Below are 17507 nucleotides of genomic sequence, written 5' to 3' on the forward strand. Positions count from 1 at the left end.
GAACACCCCACCACATGTCGAGAGGAACGTCCGATGACCGAGAACGACCCGAGGAGCGACGGCGGCACGACGCCGCACGGCTCCGTCTTCGACGAGCACGACGTCGTCCGCGGCGAGGTGCTCGTCACGCTCACCCCCTCCGCCGCACAGGCACGGACCGCGTCCGTCCCCGTGCACCCCGGCCCCGCAGGCGGCTCCGCCGTGCGGGCGCTGGGCATCGCCCCGCTCGACGAGGTGCTGACGGCACTCGGCGCGCACGACATCGTGCAGCTGGCGCCCGATGCCGGCGTCACGGCGACGCGCGCCCTCGACGGCGGGCGGGCACGCACGGCCTCCCCGCTGGCCCGGACCTACCGGGTGCCGACCGAGTCGGACGTCGACGAGGCCGTCGAGCAGCTGGTCGCGCTCGACGAGGTCGAGTCCGCCGAGCCGAACCGCTGGCGGGAGGCGACCCAGCTGCCCAACGATCCGCTGCTGCCGGACCAGTGGGGGCTGGCGGCGATCGACGCCCCGTCCGCCTGGGACGTCTCCACGGGATCCTCGTCGGTGGTCGTCGCCGTCGTGGACACCGGCGTCGACCTCGCCCACCCCGAGCTCGCACCGCTGCTGGTGCAGGGCTCCGACCAGGTCGACTTCTCGCGGCTCCTGCCCAAGCCGGGCTGGCGCTTCGACGGCGACGTCACCCAGCGCGACAGCGTCCCCGCCGACGAGATCGGCCACGGCACGCACGTCGCCGGCACGATCTCCGCCCTGTCGAACAACGGCATCGGTGTCGCTGGTGTCGGGTGGCAGACGCGGATCATGCCCGTCCGCGTGCTGGGCACCATGGTCAACGTCAGCGACACGAGCGCACCGATCGGCTACACGACGGGTGTGGGGACGGCCGCGGACATCGCGGCCGGCATCACCTGGGCCACGGACCACGGCGCCCACGTCATCAACCTCAGCCTCGGCGGGGCCGTCGCCACCGCGGTCGAGCAGGCCGCGGTGGACCACGCGCTGGCCAACGACCTCGTCGTGGTCGCTGCGATGGGCAACGACGGGACGGCCGTCCCGTTCTTCCCCGCAGCGTTCCCCGGTGTCGTCGCGGTCGGGTCCGTCGGCCGCACCGAGCGCCGTTCATCGTTCTCCCAGACCGGGCCGCACATCGACCTGGTCGCACCCGGGGAGGACGTGCTCTCGACGTGGCCGGGTCAACGTGCGGCGTGGAGGAGCGGGACGTCCATGGCGGCGCCGCACGTCTCCGGCGTGGCGGCGCTCCTGCGAGCCGTCAGTCCCGGTCTGACGGCCGCGAGGGTCGCCGACGTCCTGCGGCGGACCGCGCGCCCACTGCGGGACGACCCTGCGGACCCGGTCCCGAACGACCGCTACGGCCACGGCATCCTCGACGCAGGCGCCGCGGTGCGCGCGGTCCGGCGGCCGGTCCTCGACGAGATCATCATCACCAAGCTCCGCTCGAAGCTTCTCGTCTGGTGCCCTGCGCCCACCCTGCTGATCAAGGACTGCCCGGACCTGACGTTCCTGATCACGGTGCTGCCCCCGCGGTGCGACCTGCGGACCTCCCCGGTGATCTGCGAGAGCGAGCGCGAGATCCCCAGCCTCACCACCCCGCTGATCCGGACCATCGGCCGTCCCGACGGTCTGCGCGTGCGCTCGGGCGACGACCCGTTCGGTCTCGTCCGCAGCCACGAGGTGGCGTACGTCGCGGGGCACGCTGCGGCGATGCAGGAGGTGCGCGACGCCGTCGAGGCGTACGGCACCGACCTGTTCGAGGAGCAGTGAGCACCGCCACCCGGGAGCGCGCCGCGACGGAGGTCCACCCCTCCGTCGCGGCGTTGCGGGCCGTCGGGCTGATCGGTTCCGGGAAAGCCCCGGCCGGTGCGCCGCGCGACCTGTCCCGGGCGCACGGGGTGTGGGCCGTCACGCTGGAGGACGTCGGCGACGTCGTCGTGAAGACCGCGCCGTACACGCAGGACGACGACGGGCCCGGGACGCTGGGGGCCGAGCTGTTCGTCCACCGCCTGGCGCTGTGGTGCGAGCCGCTGCGGCGCGTGCTGCCCACGCCGGTCGTCGTCGACGAAGCAGCGATGGTGCTGGTCACGCACGAGGTCGTCGGCCCCGAGCCGAACGCGGCGTTCCTCGCCGATTCCGACCTCGCGCACCGGCTCGGTGAGCGGACGGGTCGGGTTCACCGAGCCACGGCAGGGCTTCCGGTACCGCCGGCCCCGCACCCGCACGTGCTTGCGGTCGTGCACGAGGGTACGGCGACGGGCGTCGCCGCCGACCTCGCCGGGCACCCGGAGGTGCTGGCGGCGGCCGACGAGCTGCGCCGACCCGCCGGGGGGTGCCTCGTGCACGGCGACCTGAAATGGTCGAACCTCGCCGTCGGCGCGGACGGTCCGGTCGTCCTGGACTGGGAGCTCGCCGGGGGTGGCGACCCGGCGTGGGACGTCGGCAGCCTCGCCGCCGAGCACCTCGTGCGGCCCGGCGCGCGGGCCGGGCTCGGCCCGCTGCTCACCGGGTACGCGGCGGGGGCACGCCCGGCGTCCCGGGTGCTCCCGGCGTTCAGCCGTCGCGTCGCGCTCGCGGCAGGGCTGCGCGTCGCGCAGCTCGCGCTCGAGATCGCGTCGCAGGAGCTCGCGGACGTCGACGCGCTCGTCCGGGACGTCGTCGACCGCGCGGTCGGGCTGGTCCTTGACCGGGCGGCCCTGGAACGGGAGGTGTGGTCATGGCTCGCAGCGTGAGCACACAGGTCCGGCGCACCACGACGTCGCCGACCGCGGCGCGGGTGCTGCGCGAGGTGCGGACGGCCCTCGACGTCGTCGACCTGGTCCCGGAGCACCGCGCGCTGGCCGACGTCGGCCTCGTCACCGAGCTGGCGGACGTCCTCTACGCCGCGTGGTGGGTCGCTCGCCCCACGCCCCGTGCGACGGGCCCGGGCTCGCCGGCCTCGCGCCCGGGCGTCCTCGAGGCGGCGCGGCGCAGCGTCGTCGGCACGAGCGAGCGGCTCGTGCTCGCCGTGACCGACGCGCACGTGGTGACCGTCCCGCTCCGGGGCGGTGCACCCGTCCTCGTCGACGTCGACGAGGTGGTGCGCACGTCCCGGCCCGGCAGCACGCCCGCACCGGGCGACCTGGCGCACGTCCTGGACGGCGCCTCGCACTACGAGCCCGACGGCTGGTGGTGGGTGCACTCGTCGTGCCGGGGCGAGCCGCCGGCCGCACCCGTCGACCGCTGGTACCTGCACGCCGCGGGGCTCGAGCACGCCGCCGCACTGCTGCGCGTGCTGCTGCCGGAGCTCACCGCCGCGCAGGTGCCGTTCTCGCTCAAGGCGGGCCCCGCCGAGGACCGCTACGACCGCGCCGACGCCGTGGTCGTCTACGCGCCGCGTGCCGAGACCGGCGCCCTGCGCGACGTGCTCCGCCGGGCGGCGCCCCTGGTCGCGGCACACCTGCGTCCCGTGACCCCGCCGACGACGGATCGGGTCCTGCCCGGGGTTGCCACCGCCCAGGACCCCGGCGGCGGCCGCAGCTTCGGTCAGGTCCGGTGCGAGCAGGTCGCTCGCGTCGCCGTCGCACGGGACCCGCAGCGCGCGTGGGACGACGCGGCGCTCGCGGCCGCGCTGGGCGAGGTCGGGGTCGACGTCGACCACCCGGGGGTGACCCGATGAGCGCTCTCGAGCAGGCCGCGCTCATGCTGGCCGGACGGCTCGCGGACGACGCCGTCCCAGGGCCCCGCGGACCGGCCTGGTCGGGCGACCGGTTCGACTTGCAGACAGGGGACCAGCTGGTCCGGGGACCGGTGGACGACGGCCTGCTCACGGGACGCGCCGGTGTCGCGCTCGCTCTGGCGGCCGCCGGGTCGCTCCCGGGTGCGGACCCGCGGTTGACCTCGCTCGCGGTCACGACCATGCGGCACCTCACCGACGACCGAGCGCCGGTGCGCGGTGCGGACTGGATGTCCGGCGACCTGGGCGTCGCGCGGGCCGCCTGGGCCGTCGCCGGGCTCACCGGCGCCGACGACCTGCGGGCGTCGGCGGCGCGCACCGCGGCGCGCTGCGTGAGCGCGCTGGCGCGGGGCGTCGACGTGCCTCCGCAGGCGGACCTGATCGACGGCAGAGCAGGCGCCCTCATGGCGGTGTTGGCCGCGTCGCTGCCCGACAGCGCGGAGCGTGACCGGCGTGCTGCGGCCGAGTTGCTCGTCCGTGCGCTGCGCACGGACGCCGAGCGCGACGCGTGGGGAACGAGGTGGCCCATGGAGGTGCACTGGCCGCCGGTCGCAGGGCTCGCGCACGGCGCCGCGGGCGTCGCCCTCGCGCTGCGGGCGGCCCGCGCCTGCGGGTTCGACGACGACGGCCTGGCGGACGACGCCGCCGTCTGGGAGGACGGCTGGTACGACGCCGCGCGCGGCGGCTGGCCGGACCTGCGCGACGGCACAGGTGACGGCCCGGCGGTCGCGTGGTGCCACGGAGCGCTGGGCATCGGCATCGCCGCGGCGGTCCGCAGCCGCCTCGGCGATGACGGCGAGGTCACGTTCCGGCGCGCCGCGCGGGGCGCGTCCGCGCTGCCCGCGGTGGTCGACGGCGTCGACGGGACGCTGTGCCACGGTCGCACGGGTGTCGTCGAGCTGCACCTCACGGCGGCGCGCACGTGGCCCCGGGACGGTACGCACCTGCGTGCAGCCCGGGCCGCCGCGCGACCGCTGGCCGACGGCACGCACCCCGACGGGACGACGTGGCTCCATGGTCTGCGCGGGGGGCGCACGCCCGACCTGCTCACGGGGACGGCCGGCGTCGTCGTGTCGCTCGTACGGTGCGTCGATCCGCTGCGCGTCCCGGAGACGACGCACCCGGGGCTTCGGGTGGACGGCTGAGCCGGGACCGTCGGCCGTGTGGACGAGCCGCCCGCGTGGACGACCACGACCGTGCTTGAACGTGCGGAGGACCAGTCCCATCAGTACGGGGGCTGGTGGCGCGGCGTAGATGGGTCGCCGACGGGCCCAGTCGGCCAGTCCGAGGACCTCGTGGCGGCACTCGTGGACGTCGGAGCCTCGCCGCCGGCTGTCACAGATCGTCTCGGGGGCGGTGACCGGAGGTGTCCGAGCGCCTCGTCTCCAGGAGGACGACATGCCTTCGACCCGCACACCATGGCCCACAGCCACTGCGCCTGCCCTCGCGCTGCCGCCGCCGGCCCACCCGCGCGACCGTCGCCGAGCCGGGCACCCACTGGGCGGACCGCACACATTGATTGGTGACCAGTCGAGACCGGTAGCCGGTCAAAGTTCGACGCCCAGCCCTGGTCAGTCTGTCTTGCATCTCGACACGCGAAACAGGCGGTGGCACCAGGAGGACGATCGTGGACCTCGACCTCTGCTGTCCACGCCCGTTGTCGTCACCGTGGACCCGGTAGTCGTCTGCTGATCAGGCGCTCGAGCGTCGTCGGGGCGTTGGACACGGCGTCCACGACGGCACGCGCTGGCTGCGGACGCCGACCCGTACTGACCCCACCGGGTCAGGGCTCGTAGCTCGGCACCTGGGTGTCCGCACCGTCGCGCCGGATCGTCAGCAGGTCGTCTGCTGACATCCCCTCGTGCAGTATCGGCAGTACCCACGCCCAGTCAGCCAGGATCACCGTGGAGCCGGCGGCGAATCCGGGGATCGAGGCGATCACAGAGACGACCTCGGCGAGAACCTCCGGCGCCCGCCAGTCGACGTCGATCCCTTCCCCCTCGATGTCCAACCCGACCAGTGCGATCGGGTCCTCGCGCTCGAACACGGTGATCTGACCGGAGGACACCTCAGCGACCCTGCCGGTCGCCTTGACGAACGTGCTGTCGGGCCACCGTGACCGCAGGGTGTCGAAAACGACGGACGACTCGAAGCGGAACGCACCGTCCACGACGGCGATGATGGAGTTAGGCACCCTTCAACCCTTTCACGGGACGATCCGAACGTAACCACGCAGCCCGAGAGTGCTCATACGACTCTCGAAGAAGCGCGCCGCTGCCGGGGTGTTCGTGACCCACTCGAACACACCATTCCCCCCGAACTGTTCGGCAGCCTCTGCCATCACCAGGAGACGCTCGTCGATTCTGCTTGCCGCGACGCGCTCGAGGCGGTGTTCGTTCACATCTACACAGCCACCAGGAGCCAGGCACCAAGAGGCCACGAACGCGTGGAGCGCGTCGTGACCTCTTGGGGCATTCCGGCGTGATGAGGCCGAGCGGGTGGTACGAGCCCCTACCGCCGGCGGGAGCTCCCCCCACGCCCTCGCCAGCCGCCGTTCACCGGCGACGAGCCGCCGACCCCGCCCAGGTGCAGCGCGATGCAGAACAGACCGGCAAACATCAGCGTCTGTGGGGTCAGGGCGTCCCCGACGTTCGCCTCGACGAGGTCGAGGAGCAGGGCGAGAGCGAAGATGATGGCAGCGACGAGCGCGAGCATGGGCACTCCAAGGGAGGGGTCCGGCGAGCCTGCCGGAGGGGCTGATGCTTCCGGTGATTCGAAAGCACCCGGATCATGGCCCACAGTCACGACGACCGCGAGCGGAGAAGGGCTCCGAGGGCTCATACACGCCACCTCGTCGCTGGTCCGCTCGCTAGCGCCCCCGAAGGACCCTAGGCGCCGTCGATGGCCGCGCCGCGCACTGCCTTCGGGCGTGTCTCCTGTGCGACGTGCGCGTATGGCCCATCGTTTGCTCGGTGAGCCTGAGGGAGGAGTAGGACCGGAAGACCGCTGCCCTGGTCGGGGTCGTCGTGGAGGGTGTCGAGTACTGGGACATTCACAACTTCAGCGATGAGCCTCGGGAGTGGGACTACGGCGACTGGCACCACGCCGTCCTGGGCGTGGACCTGACGACCAGCTCCGGGCCCGTCGCGGTGACGTGGACCAACACGTTCGACACCTACGGGGTCGAGGTCTTCCCCGAGCCGATGACGAGGTTCCTCGTGTCGGGCGATGACGATGCCGGCCCGGAGAGGTGGGCAGTCACGCCCCACCCCGAGTGGACGACGCGCGCCGGGCAGCCGGTCTCAGCGGTCGACACCTTCTGGGATCGGTGGGAGTACGGCCCCGCGAGGTACTCCGATGGGCGCATCGCGGAGCCGGCCAGGACTGTCGAGGTGCCGGTGGCGATTCGTCTCGAGTTCGCGTCGGGCCCGGTGTGGTTCGTCGCTGGTATGCCCGTCGAGGATGGCAAGACCTTCGTCGGCGGCGACGAGATCATGGTCGTCTTCACCTCGGAGACGATGCTGCGACTGGGGTTCCCGGCAGATGAGTTCACTGCCACGGAGAAGCAGTAGTAGCGACCTCGGTTCGTGGCTCGAAGCAGGCGCCGAAGCCTCTTGCCGCTGCACCGTTCTCTGACCGACGGCACCCTTGGCGCGCTGCCGTTCACGGTGGCCCGCCCAGGAACAGTGAATCCGTCCCGCGCCTCGACAAGAGTGCCGAGGGTTCGGCCGTAGCGGCCCTGCGTCTCACCTGGTCGACGCCCAGGCCCGGCATGGTCTCCATCGCGCGACGGTCCCACGAGGGCCGGAGGTGAGTGCACCTCACCCCACGGGGAACGTCACGCCCGTGAGCTCCTCGGAGACGCTCCACAGCCGCTGCTGCGTGGCCCGGTCGTGGGACTCGGGGCTCGAGGTCACGACCTTCGGGTACCCGCGGATCTCCCTGCGTCCGCCGGGCCCGTAGTACTGCCCGCCGACCACGCCCAGGTCGGTGGCCGCGCGCAGGGTGGGGAGGGCGCCCATCTCGGCCGGCTGGAACAGGGGAGCGAGCCAGCCGAGGACCACCCGGGCCGCGACGTGCGCCTGGCGGGTGAGCTCGGTGCGGGACACGCCGGGGTGGGATGCCACCGCGACGGTGGTGCCGTGGGGCGCGAGCCGGCGCTGCAGCTCGTAGGTGAACATCAGGTTGGCGAGCTTGGCCTGGCCGTAGGCGGCGACGCGGCTGTACGACCGCTCCCACTGCAGGTCGTCGAAGTGGATGGCGGCGCGGAGGCGGTGGCCGGTGCTGCTGACGGTCACGACGCGTGACCCGGGGACGGGCAGGAGCCGGTCCAGCAGCAGGCCGGTGAGGGCGAAGTGACCGAGGTGGTTGGTGCCGAGCTGCAGCTCGAAGCCGTCGGCGGTGGTCTGCTTCGGCGTGTGCATCACGCCCGCGTTGTTGACCAGGAGGTCGATTCGCGGGTGGGTGGCGCGCAGGTCGGCGGCCGCGGAGCGGATCGACGCGAGGGACGCCAGGTCGAGGGCCTGGACGGACACGTCGCCCTGGATGCGCGCGGCCGCCTGCTTGCCCTTCTCGACGTCGCGGACGGCGAGGACCACGCTCGCACCGTGCTCGGCGAGCATCCGAGCCGTCTCGAAGCCCAGCCCGGAGTTGGCGCCGGTCACGACGGCCACCCGCCCGTGCTGGTCGGGGATGTGCTGCTCGGTCCAGGCCTCGCTCATGAACACTCCTAAGAAACCGCCGGTCTGTTGTGGTCCGAACGTAAGGGACCGGTGGTCTGCTGTCAACGGACCGGCGGTCTCTAAGTTAGCCTGGGCGCGTGACGTTCCAACGGGCGCGAAGCGAGGAGCAGCGGGCGATCCGCCGTCGCGCGATCCTGGACACGGCCGCCGCGATGCTCGACGAGATGCCCGTGGCCGACGTCAGCCTCAACGAGCTCAGCCGTCGCGTGGGCCTGGCCAAGTCGAACGTCCTGCGGTACTTCGAGTCCCGCGAGGCTGTCCTGCTCGAGCTGCTCGACGACTTCCTCGCGACCTGGCTGACCGAGCTGGCCGACGAGCTGGCGGCGGGCATCGAGCCGGATGTCTCACCCGAGCTCCGGGCGGGCCTGCTCGCCGAGGTCGTCAGTCGGTCGCTGGCGCGCCGGCCCGTGCTGTGCGACCTCTTCGGCGCGCAGGGCGGCGTCCTGGAGCACAACGTCTCCACCGAGGTGGTCAAGCGCCACAAGCGGTCCTCGCTCGCGCTGCTCGACGAGATGTCCCAGCTCGTCCGTCGCCACGTGCCGGAGCTCGGCGACGGCGCGCGGACGTTCTGCCTGATGAGCCTCGTGTCGGCGGGCGCCCTGTCGGCGTACATCCCGCCGCCGGCCAGCGTCCTCACCGCCTACGCGGACGAGCCCGCGCTCGCGGTGCTCCACCTCGACCTGCAGGACGCCCTGCGGCTCGCCCTCACGTCGACGCTCCTGGGCCTGGTGCCGCGCGACTGAGCTCGCCGTGCGCAGACCCGCCGGGGTCGTCGTGCTACCGGTCCATCGTGATGAGGGCCTTCCACAGCGCCCACCCCCGCGCTCTTCGCCGCCACGAGGGGTCGACCGTGACGCCGCCGAGGTAGTGACCTGTGGGGGCTGCATCCACTGCCGCGGCGTGGAGGTACGTCTGGGCCCAGCCGACGATGATCGGGTCGCCCGCGTGTGACGAGCACTCTGCGACGAGGACGCAGCAGTCCGGGTTCTCCACCGCACGGCGGTACGCATCCGGATGGGCCGGCCTGCCCGCCCGTCGCTGGATCTCCTGCATGGCGTCGACATCACCCCGTACTGCCGGCCGCACGGCGACCTGCACCGGGCGATGCTTCTCACCGGGACGGAAATCGGCGAACCCGGGCATGCGCACGACGGTATCGGGCACAGTTGAGGGTGACGTGGAAGGAGTGTCGCGTGAGCACGAGGCTGCAGCGGGCTCTTGAGGATCCGGGCGACCCGCCCGTGGCACCCCTGCCTCAGGCGTGCGCCGACCTGCTCGTCGAACTTGCGGCGCCACCACGCCTGGCAGCGCACCTGCGGCTGGTCCACGATGTCGCTGCTCAGCTCAGCGCGTGGCTCGCCGGGCAGCACCCCGCCGTCACCTTCGACCGGGATGCCGTGCTCTTCGGCGCCGCCACCCACGACATCGGCAAGGTCCGGCACGTCGAGGAGCTGTCGGGGCCCGGCTCCCTGCACGAGCGAGCCGGGCAGCAGCTGCTGCTCGATGCGGGAGTCGACCCGTCGCTGGCCCGCTTCGCCGCGACCCACGGCGACTGGGACGGGCCAGGGATCCAGGTGGAGGACCTCCTCGTCAGCGTCGCGGACAAGACATGGAAGGCCAAGCGCGTCCCTGAGCTGGAGCAGCTGCTGATAGACCGCCTGGTCCAGGCATCCGGACACGAGCCGTGGCAGGTCTTCCTCGACCTGGACGACCATCTCGGCCAACTGGCTGCCGGAGCAGACCAGCGACTGGCGTTCCAGAACAGCCACCCGATCACCGGTTGACGGTGGACGGGCCGGGCTGCGGCAAATGCTGCTGCGGTACGGTCCCCGGGTGGACCTGCAGACGCGACTCCTGGAGCGGGACGCGGAGCTCCTCTTCTTTGCCTTGACCCCGCCCCGGGCGACGACACCGCCGGCGAGAATTCAGGAGATCGCGGACGCCACGGCTGCACGCCTCCGACCGCTGGAGCTCGACGCTCTCGTTCTCTACGACATCGACGAGGAGAGCGACCGGAACCCCGAGGAGCGTCCCTTTCCGTTCTTGCCGACCATCGACCCCGGGGACTACCTGGAACGGCATCTGCGGAAATTCCACGCGCCGGTCGTCGTCTACCGTTCCGTCGGCAAGTACGACGATTCGGAGCTGAAGACGTGGCTGTGTGCTCAGGACGCCCGGCAGACGCTGACCGTCTTCGTCGGGGCGTCTTCTCGCGAGACGCCGGTGAAGACGACCCTGGTCAGGGCACAAGCAATGCGGACCGAGGTCCGGCCGGACCTGCTGCTGGGGGGCGTCGCCATCCCCGAACGTCACACCCGGAACGGTGAGGAGCACGTGCGGCTGCTCACGAAGCAGTCCGCGGGATGCTCGTTCTTCGTCACCCAGGTGGTCTACGACGCCAATGCCGCCAAGAATCTTGTCTCCGACTACTACTACGAGTGCACGCGGCGCCCCGACGTTCCCCCGGCTCCCATCATCTTCACGCTCTCGGTGTGCGGATCCGTCAAGACCATGCGGTTCCTCAACTGGCTGGGTGTCGATCTTCCGCGGTGGCTCGAGAACGAGCTGGTGCACGCCGAGGACACCCTCCAGGCGTCGCTCGACTACGCCCTGGCCACGGCGACGGACCTGATCGCCTACTGCCGCGGCCTCGGCATCCCGTTCGGCTTCAACGTCGAGAGCGTCTCGATCCGACGCGACGAGATCGACGCTTCCATCGAGCTCGCGGCCGACCTCAGGAAGCTGCTCCGGCGAGCCGGGACCACCACTCGCCACGTGGACCGCGTGCACCACACACGGTGAGGAGCCAGGAAGCGGATCCTCCATGGGCGACGACCTGACCTCGGAGTAACCCAAGCTCAGCCACGAGGGCCGCGTCGCCTTCGGCCGCCAGCCCACCGGACAAACCCGTGGACGTGCGGCGTCGACCGGTGCCACGGTCGACTCGTGGCAGAGGAGCAGGAGATCTGGGACGCCGACACCGCGGCGAGCTACGACACACCCGGCACCGGCATGTTCGCGCCCGAGGTGCTCGGGCCGACGGTCGACAGGCTCGTCGCGCTCGCGGACGGCGGTGCCGCGCTCGAGCTGGCGATCGGCACCGGTCGGGTCGCCGTGCCGCTGGCCGGGCGAGGGGTGCCCGTGACGGGCATCGAGCTGTCGCAGCCGATGGTCGACGTGCTCCGCACGAAGGTCGACGAGGCGACGGTCCCCGTGGTGATCGGCGACATGGCGACGGCCCGGGCACCGGGTCGGTTCTCGCTCGTCTACCTCGTGTTCAACACCATCTCCAACCTGCTCACGCAGGCCGAGCAGGTCGAGTGCTTCCGTAACGCCGCCCGGCACCTGGCACCGGGTGGGCGGTTCGTCATCGAGCTGTGGGTGCCGCGGCTGCGGGTGCTCCCGCCCGGCGTGGGGGCGACGGTGTGGCGCGCCGAGCCCGGGTACCTGGGCATCGACACGTACGACGTGCTCGAGCAGCGCGTGGAGTCCCACCACGTCTGGTTCGCTGAGGGGCGCGACGCGCACCTGTTCCGCAGCCCTCACCGGTACGTGTGGCCCGCGGAGCTCGACCTCATGGGCCAGCTCGCCGGGTTCGGGCTGGAGAGCCGGCACGCGGACTGGAGCGGCGCCGCGTTCACCGCCGACTCCAGGTCGCACGTATCGGTGTACCGGCTCCTCGACGGGCGCACGTCGTCGCGCACCGGCCCGCTGCCCTGACCTGGGACGGCGGGGGAGCGGGTGTGACGCGCGAGGAGTAGGCGACAGGCTCACCGCGCGAGCACCGCGCGCACCCGCTCCGTGTCGGCGGCCGTCCACCCGTCGGGCGGCACCACGCCCGCCCACCCGTCGAGGACCAGCCCGTCGTAGTTGTGCCCGTACCCGTCGGGCACCGACTTCGCGTTGAGCAGGTCGAACGTCAGCTGCCAGAACGTCACCACGGGGAACCACCGCATCGTCGGGCGGTCGGTGCCGACGGGTGGCTCGCGCAGTCGGTCGGGCGCGGACAGCAGCACGTCGGGGCTCCACCACACGACCGGGTCGTCGGCGTGCTGCAGGTACAGGGCCCGCGGCGGCTCCCACGGCGTCGTCGGCACGGCGATCTGCGCGGCGTCGCCCGCGAAGCGGACGAGCAGGCCGCTCGCGTAGACGGGCGCCACGGCGGGCGTCCCGGGGTCCCGCCGCTCGACCAGGGCGTGCCAGACGGGGTTCGCGTCCGGCGGCCCCGCCCACAGCACCCCGTCGGTGCGCTCGCGGATGTCCGCCAGGGACGTGAACGCCGTCTCGCTGCCGTACGAGCCCAGGCTCTCGCCGTAGGCGAGCAGCAGCGGGCGCTCGTCGGCGGGCAGCCCGGCGAGGTGCGCCTCGACGGCCGCGAGCAGGGCCCGCGACTCCTCGCTGACCCGGGCGCGGTCGAAGAGGAAGGACAGCCAGCTCGGCAGGTACGAGTACTGGGTGGCGACCGCCGCGGTGTCCCCGGCGTACATCAGCTCGAGGGACTCGACCGCGGAGTTGTTGGCCCACCCGCTGCCCGTCGTGGTCACCAGCAGCAGCACCTGCCGCTCGAACGCGCCGGTGCGCTCGAGCTCCTCGACCGCCAGGGCGGCGCGTTCACGGGGCGTGTCGGCGTTCTCGATGCCGACGTAGACGCGCACGGGCGTCGTCGGTGCGGCGCCCGGTGCGGCCGTCCGCAGCTCGTCGGCGCTCGGACCCCCGGCGACGAAGCGGCGGCCCTCGCGACCGAGCGACCCCCACGCCACGAGCGACCCCGGCGCACCGGAGCGCTCGGCCACCGACGGACGCTCCACGCCCGGGTGGTCGCGGTCGTTGCGTGCGGCGAACGCCGCGTCCGCCGCCCCGAGCGCACGTTGCAGCAGGACGTCGTTGACGATCACGACCCCGCCGAGCACGACCACCGTCGCGACCACGGACGCCACCGCGTGCGGCCACCTCAGCCGCCGCTCCAGGAGCGCGTCGACGCGGCGGCTCACCCACCACACCCCGCGCGCCGCCAGGACGAACGCGGCCGCGATGAGCACGAGCAGTGGCCCGGCCCGCAGCCAGTCGAGGGTCGAGGGCGGCGGCATGCCGATGGCCGCCGTCATCGCCCTCTGCCAACGGGCGCCCACCACGAGCATGACGACCACGGCCACGGCGGCGACGAGCGCCGGCACCAGCCGGGAGGCGAGCGCCGACGGGACCCGTCCGCGTGCCGTCTGCACGAGGCGGCGCCACGCGGGCACGAACCGCAGGACCCGGGCGAGCGCGACCCCGACCCCGTACCCCAGCGCCCCGGAGATCCCGGACACGAGCCCCTGGTAGAGCCAGTCGCGCGGCAGCAGGGAGGGCGTCATCGCGACCACCGCGAACAGCGTCCCCATCGCGAGCCCTGCGGGGTGCGGGGGCCGGGGGAGTCGTCGACGTCGCCGCCGCGGGTCCGTGCCCGCCTGGTGCCGGTCGCCCGTGGGGGAGACCCCCGACGCCGTGCGGGTGGCCCCGGACAGGGGCGCGACCTCGCCCGGACGCTGCGTCATGCGCGCCTCCCCCGGGGCGGTGACGTCACGCCCCGGACAGGGCCGCGCACGCCGTCACCCGAGCATCGCACCGGCTCGGACGGGCCGCCAGCAGCGCGTCGTCGGGTGCACGGCCCACGCCCACGGTGCCGTGCTGTTCACGAGGAACGTCGGGGACGTCGCGGGCCTCGGCGACCTCCCCGAGGTCCTCGCGGCGTAGCAGCAGGCCGCGCCCTCCCACCTCGTCAGTGTCAGACGGTCGCCAGCGACGACCAGACCTCGTTGGGGCTGTTGGTGCAGGCCCCCCACGTGAGCGTGTCCGTGCGGAAGTCCTCGATGCAGCCGATGCCCCAGTCGAGCTGGTGGATGCGGCCGTCGGACGTCTGCCCCCAACGCACCAGCAGACCGCTGTCGCAGGCCGTGACGAAGATCCCGGAGGAGCTTCCGGTGGCCAGGCACCGGCCGTCCGGGGTGCGGATGGTCTGGTCCACCGCCGAGTAGACCCAGCGCTGCGTGGCGGAACCGTCGCACTTCGTGGTGAACGCCGCCACCGGCCGCTCGGGGTGCTCACGGCGGTCGACGCACAGTCCGGTGTCCTTGTTGCGCAGCTCGCCGCCGGGCGCGGCGGCCTGTGCCGGCTGTGCCGCGCCGAACAGGCTGAGGGCCAGCAGGGCGGATGCCGCCAGCGTCGAGATGATCTTGCGCACCATCGTCGGGCTCCTTCTCGCGAGGCTGAGACCGGGCGGTCGCGCCGACGCCTGACGACGTCGGCGGTGACGTCGATCCGTGGAGATAGTGGAACGTTGCACTACCCACTGTCCTCGTCGCGATGCAGAGTCCTTTGAGAATCGGCCCCGGATTGAGCCGCACGTCGACGGCCTCGAGATCACACCCGCAGCAGGCACCCGCGAGCGGACCATCGACATCACGACCCCGGGGGCGCCGCACCGGCCGGCCCCGACTCTCGTACGCGGTGGCTCCCTCGTGCCGGTCACCCCGATCACTGGACGCAGCCCTCCCCGGTGGGATGCTGGAGACAAGCGGGCCGGAGCTATACCTCCTTGTTGACCGCCTCAGGAGAGAGCCATGCCAGACCATTCGGAGCTCCGGCGGCAGAGGGCCCACTACATCTGCCCTGCGTGCGGCGATGAGCACGTCGTCCCTGTCGATGTGCACCTGGAACCCGAGCCGATCGTCTTCGGCGGACCAGGGGACACCATCCCGCACTCGAGGAAGGTGACCCTGGAGTGTCCCCGTGATCATGTCCTGGCCGATGTCCTCCTCCCGCTGACGGCACCCGCCGGGTACCTGGTTGCCTCGTGCGCGGTGGTCGGTAAGCCGGAACCGGCGGCGGGGAACGACGTCGACGCACGCCATGTGGGTGAGGACGTCCCCGGTCCGGCGCCCGTCGTCTACGACGAAGCACGAAAGCAGTCGGTGGAGGCGATCCGGCGGTTCTCGGCGTCGCTGCTGACGACGTCCACAGGAGGCGTGGCTGTCTACTTCGCGGTGCTGAAGTACCTGGGTCTCGAGTCGGCCCAGCCCGAGTCCCTGCTCGGCAGAGCCATGACCGTCCTGCCGGCGGCACTGCTGGTGGGAGCGGCGGCAGTGTCGCTCTGGGCGTGCCAACCTCTGCTCGCCGCCGTGCCGATGCAGGACTTCGACGCCAGCAGGGCCAGGTACCTCAGGAGCAGGATGCGACGAGTGAACATCGCGGCCGCGCTGCTGCTCGCCGCGACGCTCGTGAGCGTGGGCGTGTGGACCATGCTGGTGTTCCGGTGACCGGCGACCCGCCCGACGTGGCGGTCGTCGCGGCCCTCGTTGCGGCCGTCGACCTCTGGCAGAGCCGGACCGGCAAGACCGCTGCCGTCTACGTCGTCGGCATGCCCCGCGGCCCCGCGCGCCTGCACCAGCTCGACGCAGACGGGTGCCAAGGGGACTGGCTCCTCCGGTGGCTCAGCCGCCGGCGCGAGCACGGCATCGACACCGATCCCGTGCTCGTGATCCGCACCGGGGCAGGCGTCGAGACCGTGGCCTACCTGGGCGCCGACGATCTCACGGGGTTGATCACACTCCGCGACGCTGGCGGCCGTCACGCGACGGTCACGCAGCCCGCGCTCGCGCCCCGGCTCCTCGGTGCAGTGGTCGATCGCGACGATGCGCCCGGCGACTTCGGGGAAGCCCCGTACGTCCCGCCTGCGCAGGAGATGCCGGACGACATCTACGACGAACGCGTGCTGGCATACCGGACCGATGACGGCATGTACCCCGAGGCGATCTGGCTCGACGTGTACAGGAAGGCACAGTCGACGCCGTGGGTATGCGTCATCAACAGTGACCATCTTCCCGACCTGCGGAGGATTCCGTACCGGTACTCCGTCGAGACAGAGCGGCTCGCACGCCTCGCGGAGAAGGCCCGCCCCATCCTCCTCGGGGTGTCGACCGGGCGTGGGCTGCACTTCGTCTCAGGGCTGGGCGCGGACGGTGCGGGGAGGTTCCACTTCCGCGACCCCTGGGGAGGGCGGAGCCTCCTGTGTCGCGAGAACAACACCCTTGGCATCGCCGCGCAGCGAGATCCGGACGCCAGGACGGTCGGGGACTGGACGATCGCGGCGGACGAGCTGCGGACGGCAGTGCGTATCGCGCTCGTCTGGTGGCGAACGTGGGCCGAGCTGAACGCGGTCGAGGTGTATCCGAGGGCAGACGACTTCACCGCGCAGGTGTTCGGCCCAGGTAGGGACACCCCCGGCTGCGCTCAGAACCGGTTGTCCGAGGACGCCGTCGAGCACCGGTGGCAGGGCGTGTCCGATGGCGCGCACCGCTTCGACCTCCGGGTGACCGTCGACCGCGACGAACGTGTGAGGTGGGTCCGGACGACCCTGGACCGTACCGACCAGCCAGGGCTCTGGCCGTCAGCCATGGGAGTCGACGTGCTGTCACGAGTCCTCCGAGCGGTGCTCGCGCAATCCGACCTTGACGAGCTGCGACCGTTGTTGAGCGCGCTTCCCGGCCTGACCAGCGCCACCTCGATCTCGGTGCACGGCGCGCCGGCTCATCTGCAGCAGGCTCTGGCGGGAGCGGCCGACGTCCTGAGTGGCGCAGCGGCGAGACAGTACGTGCCGCTCCTCTACTCGAGCCTCAGCCTCAAGCGTTCCCCGCTGTGGCCCTCGACGGTCATGATCGATGTCGTTCTCGGGGAGAGTCGTCTTCGCACGCGCGGCACGGCCAGCAGCGCCGCCGTGATGGACGCGGCGCTGGGCGCCCTCGGCTTACCGGTCCATGAGGGACGGTTCCCGTGGGAGCCCCGCCCGGGGACATTCGACGCGCCCTGACGACCCGGTCATCGATCGCGCGGCTGGTCAGGGTACGACGCTCGACGTCGGTCGATCACTCGCGCATCTCGACACCCGCCATCGACGTGGACTGTCGAGATGCAGCACGGTTCGACTGAGCGGCGTCATGGTCTGCCGTGAAGACCGGCTCGTGCTCGCCCCGGGCCGAACCCGGTCCTGGCCCGGGCGGGCT

The 17507-nt window shown here is 72.3% G+C and carries 18 protein-coding genes; 12 read left to right on the top strand and 6 right to left on the bottom strand.

Going from position 1 to position 17507, the window contains the following annotated elements; genetic code table 11:
* Positions 1–33: 33 nt before the first annotated feature.
* Genes IR158_RS10320 through IR158_RS10335 form a run of 4 tightly spaced genes read left to right on the top strand, consistent with a single transcriptional unit; the run spans position 34 to position 4872 of the window.
* Entirely contained in the window at positions 34–1782 is a 1749-nt protein-coding gene (locus IR158_RS10320) for a S8 family serine peptidase (protein WP_291812636.1), read from the top strand.
* Complete coding sequence (locus tag IR158_RS10325) at positions 1779–2744, top strand: phosphotransferase (protein WP_291812638.1); 966 nt, start codon at positions 1779–1781, stop codon at positions 2742–2744. The genes IR158_RS10320 and IR158_RS10325 overlap by 4 nt, the downstream gene beginning before the upstream one ends.
* A complete protein-coding gene (locus IR158_RS10330; protein WP_291812640.1) occupies positions 2729–3670 on the top strand; it encodes a T3SS effector HopA1 family protein in 942 nt (313 codons plus the stop codon). Before IR158_RS10325 ends, IR158_RS10330 begins: the two co-directional genes overlap by 16 nt.
* Entirely contained in the window at positions 3667–4872 is a 1206-nt protein-coding gene (locus tag IR158_RS10335; RefSeq protein ID WP_291812642.1) for a lanthionine synthetase LanC family protein, read from the top strand. Before IR158_RS10330 ends, IR158_RS10335 begins: the two co-directional genes overlap by 4 nt.
* Positions 4873–5510: 638 nt before the next feature.
* Here the strand turns inward: IR158_RS10335 and IR158_RS10340 are convergent.
* Both IR158_RS10340 and IR158_RS10345 read right to left on the bottom strand, forming a co-directional pair.
* Positions 5511–5897, bottom strand: a complete 387-nt coding sequence (locus IR158_RS10340) for a hypothetical protein (RefSeq protein WP_291812644.1) — start codon at positions 5895–5897, stop codon at positions 5511–5513.
* A gap of 341 nt (positions 5898–6238) precedes the next feature.
* The gene (locus IR158_RS10345) at positions 6239–6442 is read right to left on the bottom strand and encodes a hypothetical protein (protein ID WP_291812646.1); all 204 of its coding nucleotides are present in this window, start codon (positions 6440–6442) and stop codon (positions 6239–6241) included.
* A gap of 311 nt (positions 6443–6753) precedes the next feature.
* Between IR158_RS10345 and IR158_RS10350 the strand changes: the two genes are divergently transcribed.
* Positions 6754–7299 (top strand): hypothetical protein, encoded by a 546-nt coding sequence (locus IR158_RS10350; protein WP_291812648.1) that lies wholly within the window; start codon positions 6754–6756, stop codon positions 7297–7299.
* A gap of 249 nt (positions 7300–7548) precedes the next feature.
* Here the strand turns inward: IR158_RS10350 and IR158_RS10355 are convergent, their stop codons facing one another.
* A complete protein-coding gene (locus IR158_RS10355) occupies positions 7549–8448 on the bottom strand; it encodes an SDR family NAD(P)-dependent oxidoreductase (RefSeq protein ID WP_291812650.1) in 900 nt (299 codons plus the stop codon).
* 98 nt (positions 8449–8546) lie between these two features.
* Here IR158_RS10355 and IR158_RS10360 point away from each other — a divergent pair, with 98 nt between their 5' ends.
* Positions 8547–9212 (top strand): TetR family transcriptional regulator, encoded by a 666-nt coding sequence (locus IR158_RS10360; protein ID WP_291812652.1) that lies wholly within the window; start codon positions 8547–8549, stop codon positions 9210–9212.
* Positions 9213–9246: 34 nt separating this feature from the next.
* On the opposite strand, the gene IR158_RS10365 is transcribed toward IR158_RS10360, so the two are convergent.
* Complete coding sequence (locus IR158_RS10365) at positions 9247–9612, bottom strand: GNAT family N-acetyltransferase (protein ID WP_291812654.1); 366 nt, start codon at positions 9610–9612, stop codon at positions 9247–9249.
* Positions 9613–9662: 50 nt separating this feature from the next.
* Between IR158_RS10365 and IR158_RS10370 the strand changes: the two genes are divergently transcribed.
* The 3 genes from IR158_RS10370 (at position 9663) to IR158_RS10380 (ending at position 12189) form a co-directional block, all read left to right on the top strand.
* The gene (locus IR158_RS10370; RefSeq protein WP_291812656.1) at positions 9663–10253 is read left to right on the top strand and encodes an HD domain-containing protein; all 591 of its coding nucleotides are present in this window, start codon (positions 9663–9665) and stop codon (positions 10251–10253) included.
* Between the two features lie 49 nt (positions 10254–10302).
* The gene (locus IR158_RS10375) at positions 10303–11271 is read left to right on the top strand and encodes a methylenetetrahydrofolate reductase (protein ID WP_291812658.1); all 969 of its coding nucleotides are present in this window, start codon (positions 10303–10305) and stop codon (positions 11269–11271) included.
* A gap of 144 nt (positions 11272–11415) precedes the next feature.
* Positions 11416–12189 carry a bifunctional 2-polyprenyl-6-hydroxyphenol methylase/3-demethylubiquinol 3-O-methyltransferase UbiG gene (locus tag IR158_RS10380; protein ID WP_291812660.1) on the top strand — a complete coding sequence of 258 codons (774 nt, stop codon included), beginning with the start codon at positions 11416–11418 and terminating at the stop codon, positions 12187–12189.
* Between the two features lie 50 nt (positions 12190–12239).
* On the opposite strand, the gene IR158_RS10385 is transcribed toward IR158_RS10380, so the two are convergent.
* Complete coding sequence (locus IR158_RS10385) at positions 12240–14003, bottom strand: alpha/beta hydrolase (protein ID WP_291812662.1); 1764 nt, start codon at positions 14001–14003, stop codon at positions 12240–12242.
* Here IR158_RS10385 and IR158_RS10390 point away from each other — a divergent pair.
* Positions 14002–14202: a hypothetical protein gene (locus IR158_RS10390; protein ID WP_291812664.1), complete on the top strand. Its 201-nt coding sequence runs from the start codon at positions 14002–14004 to the stop codon at positions 14200–14202. The two genes, IR158_RS10385 and IR158_RS10390, sit on opposite strands and share 2 nt — an antisense overlap.
* Positions 14203–14233: 31 nt before the next feature.
* Here IR158_RS10390 and IR158_RS10395 read toward each other — a convergent pair whose 3' ends face one another.
* Positions 14234–14692, bottom strand: a complete 459-nt coding sequence (locus IR158_RS10395; RefSeq protein WP_291812666.1) for a ricin-type beta-trefoil lectin domain protein — start codon at positions 14690–14692, stop codon at positions 14234–14236.
* Positions 14693–15359: 667 nt separating this feature from the next.
* Here IR158_RS10395 and IR158_RS10400 point away from each other — a divergent pair.
* Positions 15360–15764 (top strand): hypothetical protein, encoded by a 405-nt coding sequence (locus tag IR158_RS10400; protein ID WP_291812668.1) that lies wholly within the window; start codon positions 15360–15362, stop codon positions 15762–15764.
* The gene (locus IR158_RS10405) at positions 15761–17314 is read left to right on the top strand and encodes a hypothetical protein (RefSeq protein WP_291812670.1); all 1554 of its coding nucleotides are present in this window, start codon (positions 15761–15763) and stop codon (positions 17312–17314) included. The genes IR158_RS10400 and IR158_RS10405 overlap by 4 nt, the downstream gene beginning before the upstream one ends.
* The last annotated feature ends 193 nt before the right edge of the window (positions 17315–17507 follow it).

Source organism: Cellulomonas sp. (assembly GCF_015234515.1).
GTDB lineage: Bacteria > Actinomycetota > Actinomycetes > Actinomycetales > Cellulomonadaceae > Cellulomonas.